This is a genomic window from Streptomyces bottropensis ATCC 25435 (genome assembly GCF_000383595.1).
Classification (GTDB): Bacteria; Actinomycetota; Actinomycetes; order Streptomycetales; family Streptomycetaceae; genus Streptomyces; species Streptomyces bottropensis.
Genome location: NZ_KB911581.1, coordinates 4,627,875 through 4,646,099, shown reverse-complemented (window position 1 = coordinate 4,646,099; position 18,225 = coordinate 4,627,875). Strand labels below are relative to the sequence as shown.

The window sequence follows — 18,225 nt, the reverse complement described above, 5'->3', positions numbered from 1 at the left end:
TCGGTGGCGTAGCCCCCGAACCGCGGGCTGCGCAGGAGCCCCGTCGAAGGCGGCTGGACCTACCTCGTACGGCCCCGGTCCGCCGCCTTCTTCGGTACGCGCGGTCCGGTGAAGGTCCGCGGCACCAGCGAGGTCAGCCCTCGCCCTCGATGATCGCGTCGATACGGGCCAGTTCGTCCGCCTCGAAGTCGAGGTTGGCGATGGCGCCGACGCTGTCCTCGATCTGGCGGGCGCTGCTCGCGCCGACGAGGGCGGAGGTGACCCGGCCGCCGCGCAGCGTCCAGGCGAGGGCGAGCTGCGCCAGTGTCTGGCCGCGGGACTTGGCGACCTCGTCCAGGGCGCGGAGCCTGCCCACCAGGTCCTCGGTGACGGCGTCCGACCGCAGGAACGGGCTGTCGCTCGCGGCGCGCGAGTCCTCCGGGATGCCGTCGAGGTAGCGGGAGGTGAGCAGGCCCTGTTCCAGCGGGGAGAAGACGATGGAACCGACCTGGAGCTCGTCGAGGGCGTCGAGCAGGCCCTCGCTCTCCGGGCGCCGGTCGAGCATCGAGTAGCGGGGCTGGTGGATGAGGAGCGGGGTCCCCAGCTCGCCCAGGATGCGGGCGGCCTCCCGGGTCTGCTCGGCCGAGTAGTTCGAGACGCCGACGTACAGCGCCTTGCCCTGCTGGACCGCCGTGTGCAGCGCACCCATCGTCTCCTCCAGCGGAGTCTGCGGGTCGGGGCGGTGCGAGTAGAAGATGTCGACGTAGTCCAGGCCCATGCGCTTCAGGCTCTGGTCCAGCGAGGAGAGCACGTACTTGCGGGAGCCCCACTCGCCGTACGGGCCGGGCCACATCAGGTAACCCGCCTTGGTGGAGATGACCAGCTCGTCGCGGTACGGCGCGAAGTCGGACCGCAGGGCCTCGCCGAGGGCGGACTCGGCGGAGCCGGGCGGCGGGCCGTAGTTGTTGGCCAGGTCGAAGTGGGTGACGCCCAGGTCGAAGGCGCGGCGCAGGATCGCGCGCTGCGTCTGCACGGAACGGTCGGGGCCGAAGTTGTGCCACAGGCCGAGCGACAGCGCGGGAAGTTTCAGACCGCTGCGTCCGGTGCGCCGGTAGGGCATGTCCGCGTAGCGGTCGGGGTGTGCGGTGTACAACGCGACTCCAGAGGTCGGCACGGTGGGAGCGGAGTCCCTGAGAACCGGGGCCCACTCTTTCGCGACCTGGGGGCATTGGTCCAACAGAAGAATCCGATGGGATTCAGCGTCTACGCTTCTCAGTCATGGAACTGCGTCACCTCCAGCATTTCGTCGCGGTGGCCGAGGAGGAGCACTTCACCCGGGCCGCCGAGCGGCTGCTGGTCTCCCAGTCGGGTCTGTCCGCCTCCGTACGGTCCCTGGAGCGCGAGCTGCAGACGCCGCTGTTCGTCCGGACGACCCGCCGGGTGACGCTCACCCCGGCCGGGCGGGCGCTGCTGACCGAGGCGGAGCGGATCCTGGCGCAGGTGCGGTCGGCCCGGGAGGCGGTGGCCGCCGTGCAGGGCGTCCTGCGGGGCATGCTCGCGCTCGGGTCGGAACAGTGTGTGGCCGGCCTGCATGTGGCGGGACTGCTCGCCTCCTTCCGGCGGCTGCACCCGGATGTGGAGATCTGTCTGCGGCAGGCGGGCTCGGGCGCGCTCGCGGAGGAGGTGGCGAGCGGACGCCTGGATCTGGCGTTCGCCGTGCGGACGGCGCAGGAGGACACCGACCAGCTGCGAGTCGTCCCGCTGTCCAGCGAGCCGATGACCGTCCTGTGCCATCCCGGTCACCGCCTCGCGGCCGTCGGCGCCGCCGTGAGCCCGGAGGACCTTGGCGGCGAGGTCTTCGTCGACTTCCACCCGGACTGGGGCCCGCGCCGCGCCACCGACGCGGTGTTCGCCGCCGCGCGTGTCCGCCGGTCCGTCGCCCTGGAGGTCAACGACGTGCACAGCCTGCTGGACCTCGTCGACGAGAACCTCGGCGTCGCCGTCGTCCCGCGCCACTTCCGCCACAAACGCGACTCGCTCGTCGCCCTCCCCGTCAAGGGCACCGGCGAGAGCGTGTACGAGACGGTGGCCCTGCTGCCGCCCGCGCAGGCCACGAGTCCGGCGGCGCGGGCCCTGCTGGAACTGCTGGACCCGCCGGTCGACTGCGCCCGGATCAGTCCGTGAGGGGCACCCACCGGTGGTTCTCGGTGGCGTACGTGTAGCGCGGCAGTCCCTTGATCGCGGTCGTGCGGAACGGCCGGCCGCCGTCGTCGATCCGGACCGTGCCGGTACGGCCCTCGGAGGACCACTCCAGCTCCAGGTACCACTGGCAGTCACAGGTCTCCGTCTGAGCGCTGACCATCAGGACCTCCGGATCATCGGCGGACACGCTGTACGGAAATCGCACGGCGGGCAGCGGGATGTCCAGGTCGGCGCCGTCGACCGGGCGGGCGATCGGCCGGTTCTTGTCCAGGTCGACGTCGAAGTACCGGGGGCTGACCCGGCCTCCGCAGCCCTGGTCCATCGCGTAGGCGGTGCCCGCGGCGGGAGCGGTGCGTCCGACGACGCGCACCCGCAACGCCGTCAGGACGACGGCCGCGGACTTCCGCCCCTGCACGGTGATGTCCACGATGGTGTTCCGCCCGTGCACGGCCCCCTGCGTCGCGGCCCAGGCGCCCGCGTCCTGCGGCGGCGGGGGCGGGGGAACTTCCTTCGGCGGCTTGGCGATGACGTAGTCGTGCCCGCAGCCGAGGTTCCAGACCTGTGAGTCGGCCGTCCAGGTCAGCGGCACCCCGGTGGCCCGGGGCCGCGCCTTGCCGGTCTCGCCGCCCTTGGTGGGGCTGCTCCGGGGCTCGGTGGGGGTGGGCGAGGCCGTGCCGGAAGGGCTCCTGGTGCCCTGCGGGGAAGGCGACGGGCTCGTGGGCGCGGTCGACGGGCGCTGGGCACCCGATGTCGTACGCCCGGGTGCCGGGCCGCCGCCCGGGGCGGCGCTGTCCGCCGGGGGACGCCCGGACGGCAGGGCGGCGATGCCGCCCAGGGTCACGAGGAGCACCGCGACGACGGCCCCGCTGACGAGCGTACGTCGACGACGGTGCCAGGGGCGGCGGGCCGGATCGGGGGCCGGGGCCGAGAGCACGTCCGGTGGGGTCAGCGAGGCTCCCTCCTGCTCCGGGGGCGTCTGCCCCGCCCCGGCGGGGGTGTCGGACCGTCCCGGGTCCGCCGCCTGCGCGGAATCGGGCGACTCTGCGGCCCCGGACGGTTCGGCGGGTTCGGACGGGTCGGACGGGTCGGACAGGTCGGACGAATCTGATGCCTCGACGGGCTCGGACGCCCCGCCGGCTGCGGACGGCTGGACGGACTCGGACGCCCCGTCGGCTGCGGACGGCCCGGCGCCAGAGCCGGTCCCCCCAGCTCGGGACGGCCCCGCGGCCGCGACCGACCCCCCGGCGGCCTCGGTCAACCCCGCCGCCTCGACCGGCGCGCCTGCTTCCGGCGTCGGCGCGCCGACCCCCGACGCGGCCGTTCCTGACGCGGTCGCTCCGGGCTCAGACACCCCCGGCCGGCCAGCCTCCGGCCCCGCCGCCCCGGCCCCGGCAGCGTCCGACCCGGCCCCCCGCACCCGCTGGCGTGTCACCATCGCCGACAGCCACAGCCGGTGAAGTTCCAGCCGCTCCTCCCCCGTCGCCCCGCACAGGACGGCGAAGCGCTCGACGGGTGCGAAGTCGAGCGGCACGGTGTCGCCCGCGCAGTAGCGGTGCAGCGTGGAGGTGTTCATGTTGAGGCGCCGGGCGAGCTGCCCGTAGCTGCGGTCCGTGCGTTCCTTGAGACGCGTGAGCGACGCCGCGAACGCCTGGACGTCGTCCCGTGCTGCCGACACTGTTCCCCCGTGTTCTCCCCGACCCGGGCGGTATCCCAGGCACTCCCTATACGTGCACGTCAGAAGGGCTGGGATGGTTCCATGGGCGCCGAGGGTTCGTCGGCCGTTGCGCCCGCACCCCGTGACGGCCGATGCTCCTGGTGTCGCACCGACCAGGGCCGGACGGACCATCCGGCGTCGTCGGCGCGACGGCACCACACCCACATCCACGTACCCGTCGAGGTACACGTTCACGGGGGACACCCATGCCCAAGCGCACCCGAGCGAACATGCTCACCGCACTCCTCGTCGCGGGTCTCACCGCGGGCTCCGCACTGGCCGCCGGCGCCTTCCCGGCGGCCGCGGCCCAGGCGAGCGGCGCACCGAAGTACCTGTCGGCGTCCCAGCTCCCGCCGCACCCCTCCTCCTCGTGGACGGCGGGCAAGATCGAGGACGGCGTCCCCGAGGAGCTGCGGTACTGCCTGGGCGACGCGCTCCTGGCCTACGACGTCAACCACCGCTCCTTCCGGACGGACCTGGAGACCAGTGCCCGGCAGCTCGTCGTCGTCGCCGGCAGCGCCGGCAAGGCCAAGGCGCTCGCCGCCCGGCTGGACAAGGACTTCCGGGACTGTGTCAGCGAGTCCTCCGACCCGGACGTCGAGGCCGAGTACCGGGACCTCGGGACGCTGCCCGTCGAGGAGGGCGCCCATGTCCACGGCGTCGCCACCGTCACGTCCTGGGGGGCCATGGACATCCGGCTGCTGTCGGTGGGCCGGGACGGCCGGACCGTCACCGTCGTGGACTGGGGCCAGATGGGCGGCTTCAAGGACGCGCCGGTGAAGGCGTTCAAGAAGACGACCACCACCGCCGTCAACAAGCTCTACTGAGCACGACCGGACACGCGCCGTCCCCGTGCGGTGGAAGGTCACCGACCACGGCACCGTGAACGGCGGGGGCGGTGCGGGCGCGGCCCGGATGCTCGATGGTGGACGTATGGATGTGAAGGACGTTCTCATCGACGCGTTCGGCCGGATCAGGGAGGAGGTCCACGCCGTCGTGGACGGACTGGCCCAGGCCGACCTCCACGCCCGGCCCGCCCCCGACGCCAACTCCGTCGCCTGGCTGGTGTGGCACCTCACCCGGATCCAGGACGACCATGTGGCCGACGCCGCCGGACGGGAGCAGGTCTGGCTGTCCCAGGGCTGGGAGAAGCGTTTCGGGCTGGCCCTGCCGGCCCGGGACACGGGCTACGGGCACAGCCCGGCGCAGGTGGCGCAGGTACGGGTCGGCTCGGGTGACCTGCTCACCGGATACCTCGACGCCGTGCACGAACAGACGGGGGAGTTCGTGCGCGGCGTCGATGCCGACGCCCTCGACCGGATCGTGGACGAGCGGTGGACGCCGGCCGTCACCCTCGGCGTACGCCTGGTCAGTGTCCTGGCCGACGACCTTCAGCATGTCGGCCAGGCGGCGTACGTACGAGGGCTGGTCCGGCGCGAGGGCGGTCAGGAACCCGTCCGGAGACCTCCGAGGACCTCCGGAGGCCTCTAGGAGGCGGAGGCGTAGCCCGGCAGGACGACGTCCTCGATGAGGGCGTTGCGCTCGTCGAACGGGACGAAGGCGCTCTTGAGGGCGTTGACGGTGACCGTGCGCAGGTCGTCGAGGGTCCAGCCGGCCTCGTCGACGAGCAGGGTCATCTCCCGGGTCATGGTGGTGCCCGAGACCAGACGGTTGTCGGTGTTGAGGGTGACGCGGAAGCCGAGGTCCTTCAGCGCCGTGATCGGGTGCCCGGCGATGGAGTCGGCGGCGCCGGTCTGGAGGTTGGAGGTGGGGCACATCTCCAGGGCGATCCGGCGGTCGCGGACCCAGGAGGCGAGGCGGCCGAGCTTGCCGTCGACGATGTCCTCGGTGAGGCGGACGCCGTGGCCGATGCGCTGGGCGCCGCAGACCTGGAGGGCCTGATGGATGCTGGGCAGCCCGTGGGCCTCGCCGGCGTGGATGGTGAAGGGAACGCTCTCGCGGCGCAGGTGCTCGAACGCGGCCAGGTGGTCGGCGGGCGGGAAGCCGTCCTCGGCGCCCGCGATGTCGAAGCCGACGACGCCGGCGTCCCGGAAGACCACCGCCAGGTCGGCGGCCTCGCGGACGCGGTCGAACATGCGCATCCCGCACAGGATCGTGCCGACGCGGACCGGGGTGCCCTGGGCCGCCGCCTTGGCCATACCCGCGGCCAGGCCCTCCTGGACGGTCTCGACGACCTCGCTCATGGTGAGCCCGCCCGTCGTGTTCAGCTCGGGGGCGTAGCGCACCTCGCCGTAGACGACACCGTCGGCGGCCAGGTCGAGCACGTACTCCTCGGCGGCCCGCAGCAGTCCCTCACGGGTCTGCAGCACGGCGAGGGTGTGCTCGAAGGTGGCTATGTAGCGCACCAGGTCACCGGAGTTGGCGGCTTCGTAGAACCAGGCGGCGAGCGCCTGCGGGTCGGTCTCCGGGAGGGTGTGACCGACCTGCGCGGCGAGTTCCACGAGCGTGGCGGGGCGCAGACCGCCGTCGAGGTGGTCGTGCAGGACGACCTTGGGGAGGCGGCGGATGGTGTCGGCGTCGATGCGGGGCACGGTCATGGCGTTCGTTCCTCGGCAGGTGGTGCGGTGGTGGGTCGGGGGCGGGTGACCGAGGGGCTCGGTCGGCGGCGGACAGGTTCGGGCGGCCCGGGTCAGTCGGCGGCGGGCTGGAGGAGGTCCCAGCGGTTGCCGTACAGGTCCTCGAAGACGGCGACGGAGCCGTACGGCTCATGGCGCGGTTCCTCCAGGAACGTGACACCGGCGGCCCGCATCCGGGCGTGGTCGCGGGCGAAGTCGTCGGTGTGCAGGAAGAAGCCCACGCGCCCGCCGGTCTGGTCGCCGATCCGGCCGCGCTGGGCCTCGTCCCTGGCCTTGGCGAGCAGCAGTCCGCCGCCCTGCCCCTCGCTCCCCGGCTCGACGACGACCCAGCGGCTCCCGCCCGGTCTCGGTTCGTCCTCCACGAGCCGGAAGCCGAGCGCCTCGGTGTAGAAGCGGATCGCCTCGTCGTAGTCGTCGACCACGAGGGTGACCAGGGCAATGCGTCTCATCGGGGCCTCTCGGGGTCGCTCGGGGTTCCCGGGAGGTTATACGTAACACGCACCGGACGGCAAATAGCATTTTTCCGGTACGGCCGCAGAGGCGCCGCGCGGCACGACCGAGGCCCCCCGCCGCGCGGGGGGCCTCGGGGCCCGGCGGGCCGTAAGCCCTGATCACCCGGCGGGGCCGGGGCCCGGGATCACTCGCCCGGCGATGCCTTGCGCAGGGCGGCGATGCAGGTGCTGAGGGCCTGCTGGAGGTCCTCCAGGCGCTGGAGCATGTCGTCCTCGTAGATGGCGTCGAGGTCGACGGCGTCGTCGAGGGTCAGCTCCTCGAAGACCTTCGTCGCCTTCTGGAGGCTGCTGTAGAACTTCGTCCGACGCTCCTGGACCCGCAGTTCGGGGTCCGCCTCGACGGTCTGGACGACGAGTTCCTTGACGGTGTCGTACGCCTCCGTCGCCCACTCGCCGGTGTCCTCGTCGTCGTCCAGCTCGTCGATGAGGGACAGGTGCCGCTCGGCCTCGGCGCGCAGCTCGGCGGTGGCGTCGATCACCTGGCCGGCCGGGGTCTTGACCTGTCCGTTCTCCACGATCTGCCGGACGTACCCGATACGGCTGGCCGCCTGGGTCTCGCTGGCGACGGCCTTCTTGAGTTCGTCGGTGCGGGCGATGTCGCGGGCCAGTTCCGTCTGGAGGGAGGGGTCCTCCTTCAGGCGGTCGAGGAGCGCGGTGCGGGCCGCCTGCGCGGTGGAGGGGTCGGCGAGGATCGCGGCGCGCAGCGCGGTGGGGTTCTCGGCGACCTCCAGCGCCTTGGTCGGGCGGATGCCCTCGGCCTCGGCCGCCGCCGTGATGGCGGTGCCGCGGTCGGAGGTCGCGCTGGAACGGGAGCTGTAGTACGACAGCCACACGTCGGAGTCCGGGAGGTCGATCTCCGCGCCGGGGGCGAGCGCCTCGAAGTGCGGGACCATGCCGTCGTCGGCCGCCCGGTCCCACGCCTTGTAGTACCGCATGACCCGCTCCGGCGAGCACTCGGCCAGTTCGGCGAACCGCTTCGCCGACACCTTCGCCGTCTCACCCGCCGTCTCCCCGCCGGGCCGCACGCTGCGCGCCACCTTCAGCGCGAACGCCCAGCCGCCGGTGCGCGCGTACACCCCGAACTCCCGGGCGTCACGGGCGACCCGCTCGTCCACGACGTCGGCGGGGGTGTCCCCCTCGGGCGCCCGCGCCCCGGACGGCTGCGCCGGCACCCCGGCACCGGACGCGTCCTCGGACCCCTCGGCCGCGACGGGCTCGACCCAGAAACCCTCGTCCTGTGCCGGGATCGCCTCGGCGGCCTCCGGCGCGGCGGGGGGCTCGTCGGAGGGCGGTACGGCCGATGCGGAGTGGGCGGTGGCTACGCTCACGGGTGACGCTCCCGGGTGGTGACGAACGGCAGGGACAGAACAGGCAGCCTATATGAACCTGTTGACGCCGCTTTGCCCCGGCGCCTCGCCCCGGCGCACGGAAGCGACAGGGAGTCGCGGGGCCCGGCCGCGACCGGCGGGACCCCGCGGAAAAGCCAGGTACATGACACCCTGGCTCGGTGTGCGGGCCTCAGCAGTACAGGTTGCCGCCCGCCGAGGTGCCGAGGATCTGGACGAACCGCTGGTACGCGCTCACCCGGCTCTGCACCTGCGCCGGGTTCTTGCCGTCGCACTCCAGCGAGCCGTTGATGCTGCGGATCGTGTGCCCGAAGCCCGCACCGGTGACCATCGCGTTGTGGCCGGTCATCGAGCCGGGGCCCCGCTGGGTGTTCCAGTACCACAGGGCGGTCTTCCAGGCGACGGCCGAGTCGTTCTGCACCAGCCAGGGGTTGCCCAGGAGGTTCAGGCCGAGCGCGTCGCCGGCCGCCTTGTAGTTGAAGTTCCAGCTGAGCTGGATGGGACCGCGCCCGTAGTAGGCGGCCTGCCCTGCCGGGCAGCCGTAGGACTGGCTCCAGTCGCAGTAGGTGGGGTAGTTGGCGGTGTTCTGCTCGACGATGTGGACGAGACCGCCGGTCTCGTGGTCGACGTTGGCGAGGAAGGCGGCGGCCTCCTGCCTCTTGACGGTGTCGCTGCCGGTGGTGGCGAAGGCAGGGTAGGCGCTCATGGCCGCCCGCAGCCCGCTGTACGAGTAGAACGAGTTCCGGTTGGGGAACATCTGGTTGAACTGCGCCTCGCTCACCACGAATCCGGAGGGGTTGCCGGGCCCGTTGTCACAGGCGTACGGCTCCCAGTACCAGGTACTGATGGTGGGGTCGTACCCCGGGTTGTCGTGCTCGGCGATGTACGCCTTGCCGTCGGTGTAGCGCACGATGTTGCCGGTGACGTAGGACTTGCCGGCCACCCAGCTCGCGTAGCTGGAACAGGGAGCCGCTGACGCGCTCTGGGCGGGCAGCAACAACGGTGTGGAACCGCCGATGACCAGCGCGGTCAGTACGGCGGAGATACGGCGCCTCGACACGGGACCAACTCCTTCGTGGAGCACGGCCGCACCCGGGCGAGGCATGACGGGACGGGACCTCGCGCGCACGCGCCGGCGGGGCCGGTCACGGCGTGGGGCGGCGGTGGGGGGTGTGGGGCACACTCAACCGCGTTGGTCTGTACCAGTCAAGGGTGTAGACCAGTCAACTCGTATGACGGCAGGTCAGGTGCGCCGCGAGAAGGCCGGCTGGGGAAAAGACGTGATGCTCCGGCCCCGATGATGTGATCTTTGGGGCAGGAGCCGGGGAGAATCACTCCATGACCACGTCACCGCACCCCCTCGTCGTCCAGGCGCGCCGACTCGCCGCCGAGGTGCTCGCGCCTCGGGCGGAGCGCGTCGACCAGGAGGGGGTGCCCGCCGACAGCGTCGAGGCGATCAAACGCTCGGGGCTGCTCGGGGTGAGCGCGCCGGTGGCCTACGGCGGGTCGGGCGCTCCCCCCTCCGTGGCGCGGGAGACCGCCGAGATCCTCGCGGGGGCCTGCTGCTCCACGTGGTTCGTACAGACCCAGCACCACACGCCCGTGCTGACCCTGATGAAGAGCGAACTCCCCGCTCGTGAACGCCTGCTGGCGAAGCTGGCCGGCGGCGAACTGCTGTCCGGCGTCGCGTACGCGCATCTGCGCAGGTATCCGCAGGTACCGGTCCGGGCGGTGCCGAAGCGCGGTGGCTGGCTGTTCCACGGCACGGTGCCCTGGTACACGGGGTGGGGCCTCAACGACGTGATGATGCTGGCCGGGGTGACGGACGCGGACGAGGTGGTGTTCGCCTTCGCCGAGGCCAGGGAGCAGTCCGGGCTGAAGGCCTCCGCGCCCCTGCGGCTCGCGGCGCTCACGGCCGCCCGTACCGTCTCGCTCCACCTCGACGGGCTGTGGATCCCCGACGACGCGGTGGCCCTGCACGCCCCGTACGAGTCCTGGGCCGCCGGCGACCGCCCCAAGCCCACCAACGCCTCACCGGCGGTCTTCGGGGTCGCCGAGTCCGCCCTCGCCCTGCTGGACCAGGACGATCCCCTGACCAAGGGGCTGCGCCTCCGGGTGGACAAGGTGCGGCGACAGGCCTACGCCCTCGCCGACCATCCCGCGCCCCACGAGCACATGGAGGAGCGGCTCGCCCTGAAGACCAAGGCGTTCGACCTGATGCGCACGGCGACCACCGCCGCGGTCGTCGCCGGCGGCGGACGCGCGCTCGACCTGGACAACCGGGCGCAACGCCTGGCCCGCGAGGCCCTGTTCCTGCTCGTGCAGGGCCAGACCGCCGAGGTGCGCCGGGCCCACCTCGGCTCCCTGTCGGCCGCCTACTGACCCCGGGCGCCCCGGGCTCGTGCGAAGTCCGGCCGGTGCCATGTGATGCTGGCGTCATGACCGATCAGCGCGCTGTCTCCGTCGTCCGGTGGCCGGGCCGCACCGCGTCCACCGGGGGCGGCCCGGCCCCGCTGCTGGCCGCCTACCACCTGCGGACGGAAGCCGAGAAGGGCGACCCCGTCACCGATGCGGCGGAGCTGCCGGACCGCTACCGGGCGGAGATCACCGACCCGGGATCCGCGTTCGCCGGCGATGTGGTCCTGCTGGCCCTGGACGGCGACACCCCGGTGGGCTGCGTGGTGGTGACCGCCCCCACCCGCGGACGGTCGGAGATCAAGAGACTCTGGACGGACCCGGCGTTCCGGGGCCGGGGCGCCGCCACCGCCCTCCTCGACGCCGCCCTCGCGCACGCCGCCGACCTCGGCGCGGACACCGTACGGCTGTCGGTGTGGCAGTGGCGGACCGGGGCCATCGCCCTGTACGGGCGACTCGGCTTCCACGTCACCGAGTCGTGGGACGAGCGCGAGCGACTGGTGTGCATGGAACGCGCCATGTGATCGTCTCCGCTCACGCCGACCGGCCGGCGAACGGCACCTGCGCCGAGGCGGCCGGCGGCGGGGAGAAGGGGTGCTGCCACAGGCCCTGGGCGGCGAGGCGCGGGAGGACGCCCTCGCCGAACCAGTACGCCTCCTCCAGGTGGGGGTAACCGGAGAGGACGAACTCGTCGATGCCGAGGGCGTGGTACTCCTTGACGCGGTCGGCGACCTCGTCGTGGCTGCCGACCAGCGCGGTGCCCGCGCCGCCGCGCACCAGGCCGATGCCGGCCCAGAGGTTGGGGTGGATCTCCAGGCCGTCCCGGCTGCCACCGTGCAGGGCGAGCATGCGCCGCTGGCCCTCCGACTCGCTGCGGGCGAGTCCGGCCTGCACGGACCGTACGGTCCCGGCGTCGAAACCGTCGAGCAGCCGGTTCGCCTCCGCCCATGCCTGTTCGGCGGTGTCGCGGGTGATGACGTGCAGCCGGATCCCGAAGCGCAGGGTACGGCCCTCCTTCGCCGCCAGCCCCTTGATCCAGGCGATCTTCTCGGCCACCCTGGCCGGCGGCTCGCCCCAGGTGAGGTAGACGTCGGCGTACCGGGCGGCGATCTCCCCGGCGACGGGCGAGGAGCCGCCGAAGTACACCTCGGGCACCGGGTCGGGCAGCCGGGCCAGCCTCGCGTCCTCGACCCGGAGGTGCTCGCCGTCGAGGTCGACGGTACCGCCCTCCCACAACCCCCTGACGACGTGCAGGAATTCGCCGGTACGACGGTACCGGGCGTCCTTGTCGAGGAAGTCGCCGTAGGCGCGCTGCTCGTGGCTCTCGCCGCCGGTGACGACGTTGAGGAGGAGCCGTCCGCCCGTGTGCCGCTGGAAGGTGGAGGCCATCTGGGCGGCGAGGGTGGGCGAGACGAAGCCGGGGCGGAAGGCGACCAGGAACTTCAGGCGTTCGGTGTGCTGGCTGACCATCGCGGTGGTCAGCCAGGCGTCCTCGCACCAGGCACCGGTGGGGGTGAGCGCGCCGACGAATCCCAGGTCCTCGGCGGCGCGGGCGATCTGCCCCAGGTAGGCGACCGTCGGCGGCCGGTCCCGGCCGGAGGCGGTGGCGGGGGTGCCGTGGCCGCCGCCGACGACATGGCGGCTGTCGCCGTTGGTGGGCAGGAACCAGTGGAAGGTGAGGGACACGTGGGGTCTCCGATCAGGGGTGTCCGCGGCTGCAGGTCGTCCCGGTCGCCGTCCGGCCGGGTCCGGTCCGGCGCCGCGTCACGCGTCAGCTCACGGCGGCCAGTACCGGCGCCGGGCCGAGGGCGGTGAGGAACTGGTCGACGACCTGGTCGAGGGCCTCGGCCGTGGCCGGGGCGACCGTGACCGAGCCGTCCTCCCCCACGGCGATGTCCTTGTCGAGGGTGAACCAGCCGGGGACGATGTGCCGGGCGCCCATGGAGCTGAGCACCGGCCGCAGCGCGTAGTCGATGGCGAGGACATGGGCGGTGGTGCCGCCGGTGGCCAGGGGCAGCACGGTCTTGCCGGTGAGGGCGTACTGCGGGAGCAGGTCGAGCAGGGCCTTGAGGACTCCGGAGTAGGCGGCCTTGTAGACGGGGGTGCCGATGACGATCCCGTCCGCCCGCTCGAAGAGTTCGGTGGCCTCGACGATGGCCGGATGCCTGAAGTCCGCTCCGAGCAGGGCCTCGGCCGGGATCGTGCGGATGTCGAGCGGGACGACCTCGTGCCCCTGGGCGACCAGACGCGCGTCGAGGTGGCGCACGAGCTTCGCGGTACGGGAGGAGACGGAGGGGCTGCCGGAGACGGACAGGACGGTGGCCATGGGCCCTCTTTCTGGGAGCACGGGGAGCCCGAGCGGACGGGCGCCCCGCAAGGAGGTGGTCTGAAGTACCGGCTGGGTCGGGGCGGCCTGCCCGCGCCTGGCCGGACATGAACGGCTCGGACCCGGCCGGGGCATGGCCGAAGCCGTTGCTCCGCTCGGTCCCGGTCGCGGAATGCCGCGGAATGTTTTCGGGCACGCCGAATTCGGAATCAGGGAGTGCGCGGGATGCCTGTTGAGGGGCGCGTTCGCTTCAAGGAGTGCGCGGGCGGGGTGAATTCAGGCGCGGAAAGCGAAAATGCGCGGCGGATCGGGAGAGGTGATCAGGCCGCGGAGCGACAGGAGGCACTGGAGACGCGCGCGAGGTCGACATGGCGTCGCCGCGTGAGGTCCAGTCGCATCTTCATGGAGTCGATCGTGACAGCCGTCGACGACGACCGTCAAGAAGAACCCGACCGGGTCTCGTATCGCGGACCATCGCATTTCACGACGGCCCGTCAGGAAAAAGCTGGAACGGGTCGGAAGGCGGCGCGCATTCGGCAGGCGCGTCGCCGAGGGAACAGCCGGATCGCACAACACACCGGTGCATCAACGACCGTTGGGGTGCCCGGGCTCGATTCGGCCCGGGCACCCCGTCGGTCATCGGTCATTGGTCATCGGTTGCTGGTCATCGGTTGCTGGTCATCGGTCGTTGTTCATCGGTCACCGTGTGCCGCGTCCCGCCGGACCCCACGCTCCCCGGCCACCAGGCGCGCTCGCCGAGGTCCCGTACCAGCGCCGGCACCAGGAGCGAACGCACCACGAGGGTGTCGAGGAGGACACCGAAGGCCACGATGAAGGCGATCTGGGCGAGGAAGGCGAGCGGGATGACGCCCAGCGCGGCGAAGGTCGCGGCGAGCACCACGCCCGCGGAGGTGATGACCCCGCCCGTACTGACCAGCCCGCGCAGCACTCCCTGGCGCGTGCCGTGCAGCAGTGCCTCCTCGCGGACCCGGGACATCAGGAAGATGTTGTAGTCCACGCCCAGCGCGACCAGGAAGACGAACCCGTAGAGCGGCACGGAGGGGTCGGTGCCGGTGAACCCGAGGACGTGCTGGAAGACGAGCGCGCAGACGCCCAGTGTGGCGAGGAAGTTCAGGGCGACCGTGGCGACCAGCAGGACGGGCAGCAGTAGGGAGCGCAGCAGGCCCGTCAGGATGAGCAGGATGAGGGCGAGGACGACGGGGACGATCAGCGTGCGGTCGCGTTCGGCGGTGCGCAGGGTGTCGTACCGCTGTGCGGTGTAGCCGCCGACGAGGGCGTCGGCGCCGGGCACGGCGTGCAGGGCGGTCCGCAGGCGGGCCACCGTCCGCTTCGCGGCGTCGCTGTCCGCGGCGGCGTCCAGGGTGACGTCGACCCGTACCCGCCCGTCGACGACCAGGGGCTCGCCGCCGGGTCGGCCGGTCCGGTCGACGGCGGCCGCCGTCGCGACGCCGTCGGTGTCGCGGGCCGCGGCGAGCACCCGCGCCAGCCGGTCCGCGTCCACGACGACGACGGCGGGGTTGCCCGAGCCGCCGGGGAAGTGGTCACCGAGGGTCTTCTGGGCGGCGACGGAGGGCGCGTCGTTGACGAAGGTCTCGTCCAGGGGGACGCCCTTGGCGGTGAGCGTGGGCGCGAAGGCGGCCCCGGCCAGCAGCGCGGCCAGGGTCAGCGCCCACACCCGGCGCGGCGCCCGGTCGACGAGGCCGGCGACCCGCCGCCACACGCCCTCACCGGCACGCGGGGCGGCCGAAGGACCGCCCGGCGCGGCGGGCCAGTAGGCGGCGCGGCCGAGCGCGACGAGGACGGCGGGCAGGAAGGTGAGCGTGGCGAGGACGGCGCAGCCGATGCCGATGGCGCCGACCGGGCCGAGCGCACGGTTGTTGGTGAGGTCGCTGAGCAGCAGGGCGAGCAGGCCGAGGGCGACGGTCGCGGCGCTGGCCACGATGGCGCCCCAGGACTGCCGCAGGGCGGCCCGCATGGCGGCGAACCGATCGGTGTGCGCGCCGAGTTCCTCCCGGAACCGGGCGGTGAGCAGGAGGGCGTAGTCGGTGGCCGCGCCGATGACGAGGATCGACAGGATGCCCTGGACCTGGCCGTCGACCCGGACCATGCCCCGGTCGGCGAGCGCGTACACGACCGCGCAGGCGAGGCCCAGGGCGAACACCGCGCCCAGGATGATCACCAGCGGGAGCAGCACGCTGCGGTAGACGAGGAGCAGGATCACCAGCACGGTCAGGAGCGCGACGGCGAGCAGCAGGCCGTCGATCCCGGCGAACGCGTCGGAGAGGTCCGCCTGACTGGCGGCGGGGCCCGCCAGCTGGACGGTGGTGCCGGGAACGTGTTCGGCCGCGGTCCGGATCCGCTCCAGGGTGCCGGGCAGGGCGTCGCCGAGGTCGGGCCGCAGCGGGACGACACCGCGCAGTGCCGCCCGGTCCTCGGAGAGCAGGGCGGGTGAGACCTGTCCCGTCACGCCGGGAGTGCCGTCGAGGGAGGACAGTGCCCGGTCGGCCGCGGCGCGCCGCTCGGCCAGGCCCTCGCCGGTCCACACGACGATCGCCACGAGCGTCTCGTCCTGCCGGAAGGCCCGCTGGGCGGCTATGACCTCGGTGGATTCCGCGCTGCGCGGCAGGAACGCGGCCTGGTCGTTGGTGGCGACCTCGCCGAGGCGGCCGGCATAGGGGCCGAGGACTCCTCCGACGACGAGCCAGACGGCGATCAGCAGGAGGGGAACGAGCCGGCGGGCGCGTCGAGGGGTGGTGGACATGGTGCTCCAGGCTCCGGGGCGGACGGGTCGCCAACGGTCGACGGGACAGCTACCTCAATGAAAAACAATCTCAATCATTGAACTTGTCGTCGGCGGCGATCATAGACATCAACCGTTCTTCCGCCCGCACCCGGCCCCTGGATGCACCGTGCCCCGCCCGGTCAGCGGGCGCGGGCGGGTGCGGGGCCGGCGCCCAGCTCCTCGTTCATCGCGGCGAGGAAGCGCAGCACCACGACCAGTTCGTCCTCGGTGAACCGCGAGCGGGCGGCCTCGGTCGCCTCCGCGAGGGGCCGGAAATAGGTACGGGCGGCCGAGCGCGCGTCGGCCGCGTAGTACAGGTGGACCACCCGGCGGTCGGCGCTCTCCCGGACCCGGCGGACGTGTCCGGCGCGCTCCAGCCGGTCCACACAGGCGGTGACGGCACCGGAGGTGAGGCCGAGGTGTTCGCGCAGGCGTTTCGGTGTCATGGGGGTGTCCGCGTCCAGGATCGCCGCGAGGGCCTGGACGTCGGTCGCGTGCAGCCCGTGATCGCCCGCGAACGCGTGCACCAGCCGGTTGATCTCGCCGTTCATCCGGCGCAGCGCGACGGCGAAGGCGTGCAGGTCGGTCGCCGCCGCGGGGCGGCCGGACCCGTCCTCACCCGCCCGGCGCCCGGGGTCGTTCACTGTGGCCACGCGGTCAGCGTAGCCGTCGTACCGATCACCCGATCGCGCGGCGGTACCCCTCCGGCGCATCCACGACCGCTCTCGCGGTGGAAGGGATGACGGGAGGACGCCGACGCGAGGAACCGAGGAACGCATGACGGGAGACGCACACGACAGCGGACCGCTCTGCCTGGTGACCGGCGCGACCGGGTACATCGGCGGGCGGCTCGTCCCCGAGCTGCTGGAGGCGGGCCTGCGGGTGCGCTGTCTGGCCCGCTCACCGGAACGGCTGCGCGACCACCCGTGGGCCGACGACGTCGAGACGGTCCGCGGCGACGTCACCGACGCGGAGTCCCTGGCCCGGGCGATGCGGGGCGTCGACATCGGCTACTACCTGGTCCACGCGCTGGGGACCGGCGAGGACTTCGAGGACACGGACCGGCGGGCGGCTCGGATCTTCGGGGAGAGCGCCCGGACCGCCGGGGTGCGCCGGCTCGTGTACCTGGGCGGCCTCACCCCGTACGACGTACCGGAGCGGGAACTCTCGCCTCATCTGCGCTCACGCGCCGAGGTCGGCCGGATCCTGATGGACTGCGGTGTGCCCACGGCCGTGCTGCGGGCGGCGGTCGTCATCGGCTCGGGGTCGGCCTCCTTCGAGATGCTGCGCTACCTCACCGAGCGGCTGCCGGTGATGGTCACCCCCAGCTGGGTGCACACCCGCATCCAGCCCGTCGCCGTCCGGGACGTGCTGCGCGCGCTCGTCGGCTGTGCCCGGCTGCCGGACGACGTCAGCCGGACCTTCGACATCGGCGGCCCGGACGTCCTGACGTACCTCGAGATGATGCGGCGCTACGCCGTCGTCGCCGGGCTGCCGCACCGGCTCATCCTGCCGGTGCCGGTGCTCTCCCCGGGGCTGTCCAGCCACTGGGTCGGGCTGGTGACACCCGTGCCGGCCTCGATCGCCCGGCCGCTCACCGAGTCGCTGCGGCACGAGGTGGTCTGCCGCGAGCACGACATCGCCCGGTACGTGCCGGATCCGCCCGGCCACCCGGTCGGCTTCGACGAGGCGGTACGGCTCGCCCTGCGGAAGGTGCGCGAGGCCGACGTCGCCACCCGTTGGTCGTCGGCCTCCCTGCCCGGGGCGCCCAGCGACCCGCTGCCCACCGACCCGGACTGGGCCGGCGGCAGCCTCTACACCGACCAGCGCGAGCTGGGCGTGGACGCGCCGCGCGCGTCGCTGTGGCGGGTCATCGAGGGCATCGGCGGTGACAACGGCTGGTACTCCTTCCCTCTCGCCTGGGCCGTACGCGGGTGGCTGGACCGGCTCGCGGGCGGGGTGGGTCTGCGCCGGGGCCGCCGGGACGCCGCCCGCCTGCGGGTGGGCGACTCGCTGGACTTCTGGCGGGTCGAGGAGATCGAGCCGGGGCGGCTGCTGCGGCTGCGGGCGGAGATGCGGCTGCCGGGTCTGGCGTGGCTGGAGATGCACGCGGACACCGACGGCACGGGACGCACCCTGTTCCGTCAGCGGGCCCTGTTCCATCCCCACGGCCTGCTCGGTCACGCGTACTGGTGGAGCGTGGCGCCCTTCCACTCCGTCGTGTTCGGCGGCATGGCCCGCAACATCGCGCGGGCGGCGGTGGCGGACGCGACCGCGCGGGAGCGGGAGGGGGCGCCCCTGCCCTGATGTGCGCCCGGCGCCCGTGCCCGG

17 protein-coding genes and 1 pseudogene are annotated in these 18,225 nt (G+C 72.9%); 7 read left to right on the top strand and 11 right to left on the bottom strand.

Translation table 11 applies throughout. From position 1 onward, the window contains the following. Nucleotides 1-27 precede the first annotated feature (27 nt). Nucleotides 28-141, top strand: a pseudogene (locus tag STRBO_RS44720) (DUF1905 domain-containing protein); the annotation flags it as partial. Here STRBO_RS44720 and mgrA read toward each other — a convergent pair. Next, nucleotides 134-1,132, bottom strand: coding sequence for an L-glyceraldehyde 3-phosphate reductase (gene mgrA / locus STRBO_RS0120475; RefSeq protein ID WP_005474341.1), 999 nt, complete (start codon nt 1,130-1,132; stop codon nt 134-136). The pseudogene STRBO_RS44720 and the gene mgrA sit on opposite strands and share 8 nt — an antisense overlap. Before the next feature lie 125 nt (nt 1,133-1,257). Here mgrA and STRBO_RS0120470 point away from each other — a divergent pair, with 125 nt between their 5' ends. Then, nucleotides 1,258-2,163 carry a LysR family transcriptional regulator gene (locus STRBO_RS0120470; RefSeq protein ID WP_005474342.1) on the top strand — a complete coding sequence of 302 codons (906 nt, stop codon included), beginning with the start codon at nt 1,258-1,260 and terminating at the stop codon, nt 2,161-2,163. Here STRBO_RS0120470 and STRBO_RS0120465 read toward each other — a convergent pair. Further along, nucleotides 2,153-3,856 carry a transcriptional regulator gene (locus STRBO_RS0120465; RefSeq protein ID WP_005474343.1) on the bottom strand — a complete coding sequence of 568 codons (1,704 nt, stop codon included), beginning with the start codon at nt 3,854-3,856 and terminating at the stop codon, nt 2,153-2,155. The genes STRBO_RS0120470 and STRBO_RS0120465 overlap by 11 nt on opposite strands. A gap of 245 nt (nt 3,857-4,101) precedes the next feature. On the opposite strand from STRBO_RS0120465, the gene STRBO_RS0120460 reads away from it, so the two are divergent. Both STRBO_RS0120460 and STRBO_RS40290 read left to right on the top strand, forming a co-directional pair. Then, a complete protein-coding gene (locus STRBO_RS0120460; protein WP_005474344.1) occupies nt 4,102-4,722 on the top strand; it encodes a hypothetical protein in 621 nt (206 codons plus the stop codon). Nucleotides 4,723-4,828: 106 nt separating this feature from the next. Then, complete coding sequence (locus STRBO_RS40290; RefSeq protein ID WP_051085239.1) at nt 4,829-5,386, top strand: mycothiol transferase; 558 nt, start codon at nt 4,829-4,831, stop codon at nt 5,384-5,386. On the opposite strand, the gene STRBO_RS0120450 is transcribed toward STRBO_RS40290, so the two are convergent. The 4 genes from STRBO_RS0120450 to STRBO_RS0120435 form a co-directional block, all read right to left on the bottom strand. Then, nucleotides 5,383-6,453 carry an adenosine deaminase gene (locus tag STRBO_RS0120450; RefSeq protein ID WP_005474346.1) on the bottom strand — a complete coding sequence of 357 codons (1,071 nt, stop codon included), beginning with the start codon at nt 6,451-6,453 and terminating at the stop codon, nt 5,383-5,385. The genes STRBO_RS40290 and STRBO_RS0120450 overlap by 4 nt on opposite strands. 92 nt (nt 6,454-6,545) lie before the next feature. Further along, a complete protein-coding gene (locus tag STRBO_RS0120445; RefSeq protein ID WP_005474347.1) occupies nt 6,546-6,941 on the bottom strand; it encodes a VOC family protein in 396 nt (131 codons plus the stop codon). 188 nt (nt 6,942-7,129) lie between these two features. Next, complete coding sequence (locus STRBO_RS0120440) at nt 7,130-8,332, bottom strand: hypothetical protein (RefSeq protein WP_005474348.1); 1,203 nt, start codon at nt 8,330-8,332, stop codon at nt 7,130-7,132. Between the two features lie 190 nt (nt 8,333-8,522). Then, nucleotides 8,523-9,410 carry a glycoside hydrolase family 19 protein gene (locus STRBO_RS0120435; protein ID WP_020114696.1) on the bottom strand — a complete coding sequence of 296 codons (888 nt, stop codon included), beginning with the start codon at nt 9,408-9,410 and terminating at the stop codon, nt 8,523-8,525. 278 nt (nt 9,411-9,688) lie between these two features. On the opposite strand from STRBO_RS0120435, the gene STRBO_RS0120430 reads away from it, so the two are divergent. Further along, entirely contained in the window at nt 9,689-10,732 is a 1,044-nt protein-coding gene (locus STRBO_RS0120430) for an acyl-CoA dehydrogenase family protein (protein ID WP_005474350.1), read from the top strand. Between the two features lie 56 nt (nt 10,733-10,788). Further along, nucleotides 10,789-11,289 carry a GNAT family N-acetyltransferase gene (locus tag STRBO_RS0120425; RefSeq protein WP_005474351.1) on the top strand — a complete coding sequence of 167 codons (501 nt, stop codon included), beginning with the start codon at nt 10,789-10,791 and terminating at the stop codon, nt 11,287-11,289. 10 nt (nt 11,290-11,299) lie between these two features. Here the strand turns inward: STRBO_RS0120425 and STRBO_RS0120420 are convergent, their stop codons facing one another. The 5 genes from STRBO_RS0120420 to STRBO_RS0120405 all read right to left on the bottom strand — a co-directional run bounded on the left by STRBO_RS0120420 (nt 11,300) and on the right by STRBO_RS0120405 (nt 16,547). Beyond that, complete coding sequence (locus STRBO_RS0120420) at nt 11,300-12,451, bottom strand: LLM class flavin-dependent oxidoreductase (protein WP_005474352.1); 1,152 nt, start codon at nt 12,449-12,451, stop codon at nt 11,300-11,302. 85 nt (nt 12,452-12,536) lie between these two features. Beyond that, nucleotides 12,537-13,091 carry an NADPH-dependent FMN reductase gene (gene ssuE, locus STRBO_RS0120415; protein WP_005474353.1) on the bottom strand — a complete coding sequence of 185 codons (555 nt, stop codon included), beginning with the start codon at nt 13,089-13,091 and terminating at the stop codon, nt 12,537-12,539. A 320-nt stretch (nt 13,092-13,411) separates the two neighbouring features. Next, nucleotides 13,412-13,489 carry a putative leader peptide gene (locus STRBO_RS45945; protein WP_352234107.1) on the bottom strand — a complete coding sequence of 26 codons (78 nt, stop codon included), beginning with the start codon at nt 13,487-13,489 and terminating at the stop codon, nt 13,412-13,414. Between the two features lie 266 nt (nt 13,490-13,755). Continuing rightward, entirely contained in the window at nt 13,756-15,873 is a 2,118-nt protein-coding gene (locus STRBO_RS0120410) for an MMPL family transporter (protein ID WP_005474354.1), read from the bottom strand. Between the two features lie 161 nt (nt 15,874-16,034). Continuing rightward, nucleotides 16,035-16,547 carry a MarR family winged helix-turn-helix transcriptional regulator gene (locus STRBO_RS0120405; protein ID WP_028796762.1) on the bottom strand — a complete coding sequence of 171 codons (513 nt, stop codon included), beginning with the start codon at nt 16,545-16,547 and terminating at the stop codon, nt 16,035-16,037. A 124-nt stretch (nt 16,548-16,671) separates the two neighbouring features. On the opposite strand from STRBO_RS0120405, the gene STRBO_RS0120400 reads away from it, so the two are divergent. Beyond that, nucleotides 16,672-18,201 carry an SDR family oxidoreductase gene (locus STRBO_RS0120400; protein ID WP_020114695.1) on the top strand — a complete coding sequence of 510 codons (1,530 nt, stop codon included), beginning with the start codon at nt 16,672-16,674 and terminating at the stop codon, nt 18,199-18,201. Nucleotides 18,202-18,225 lie beyond the last annotated feature (24 nt).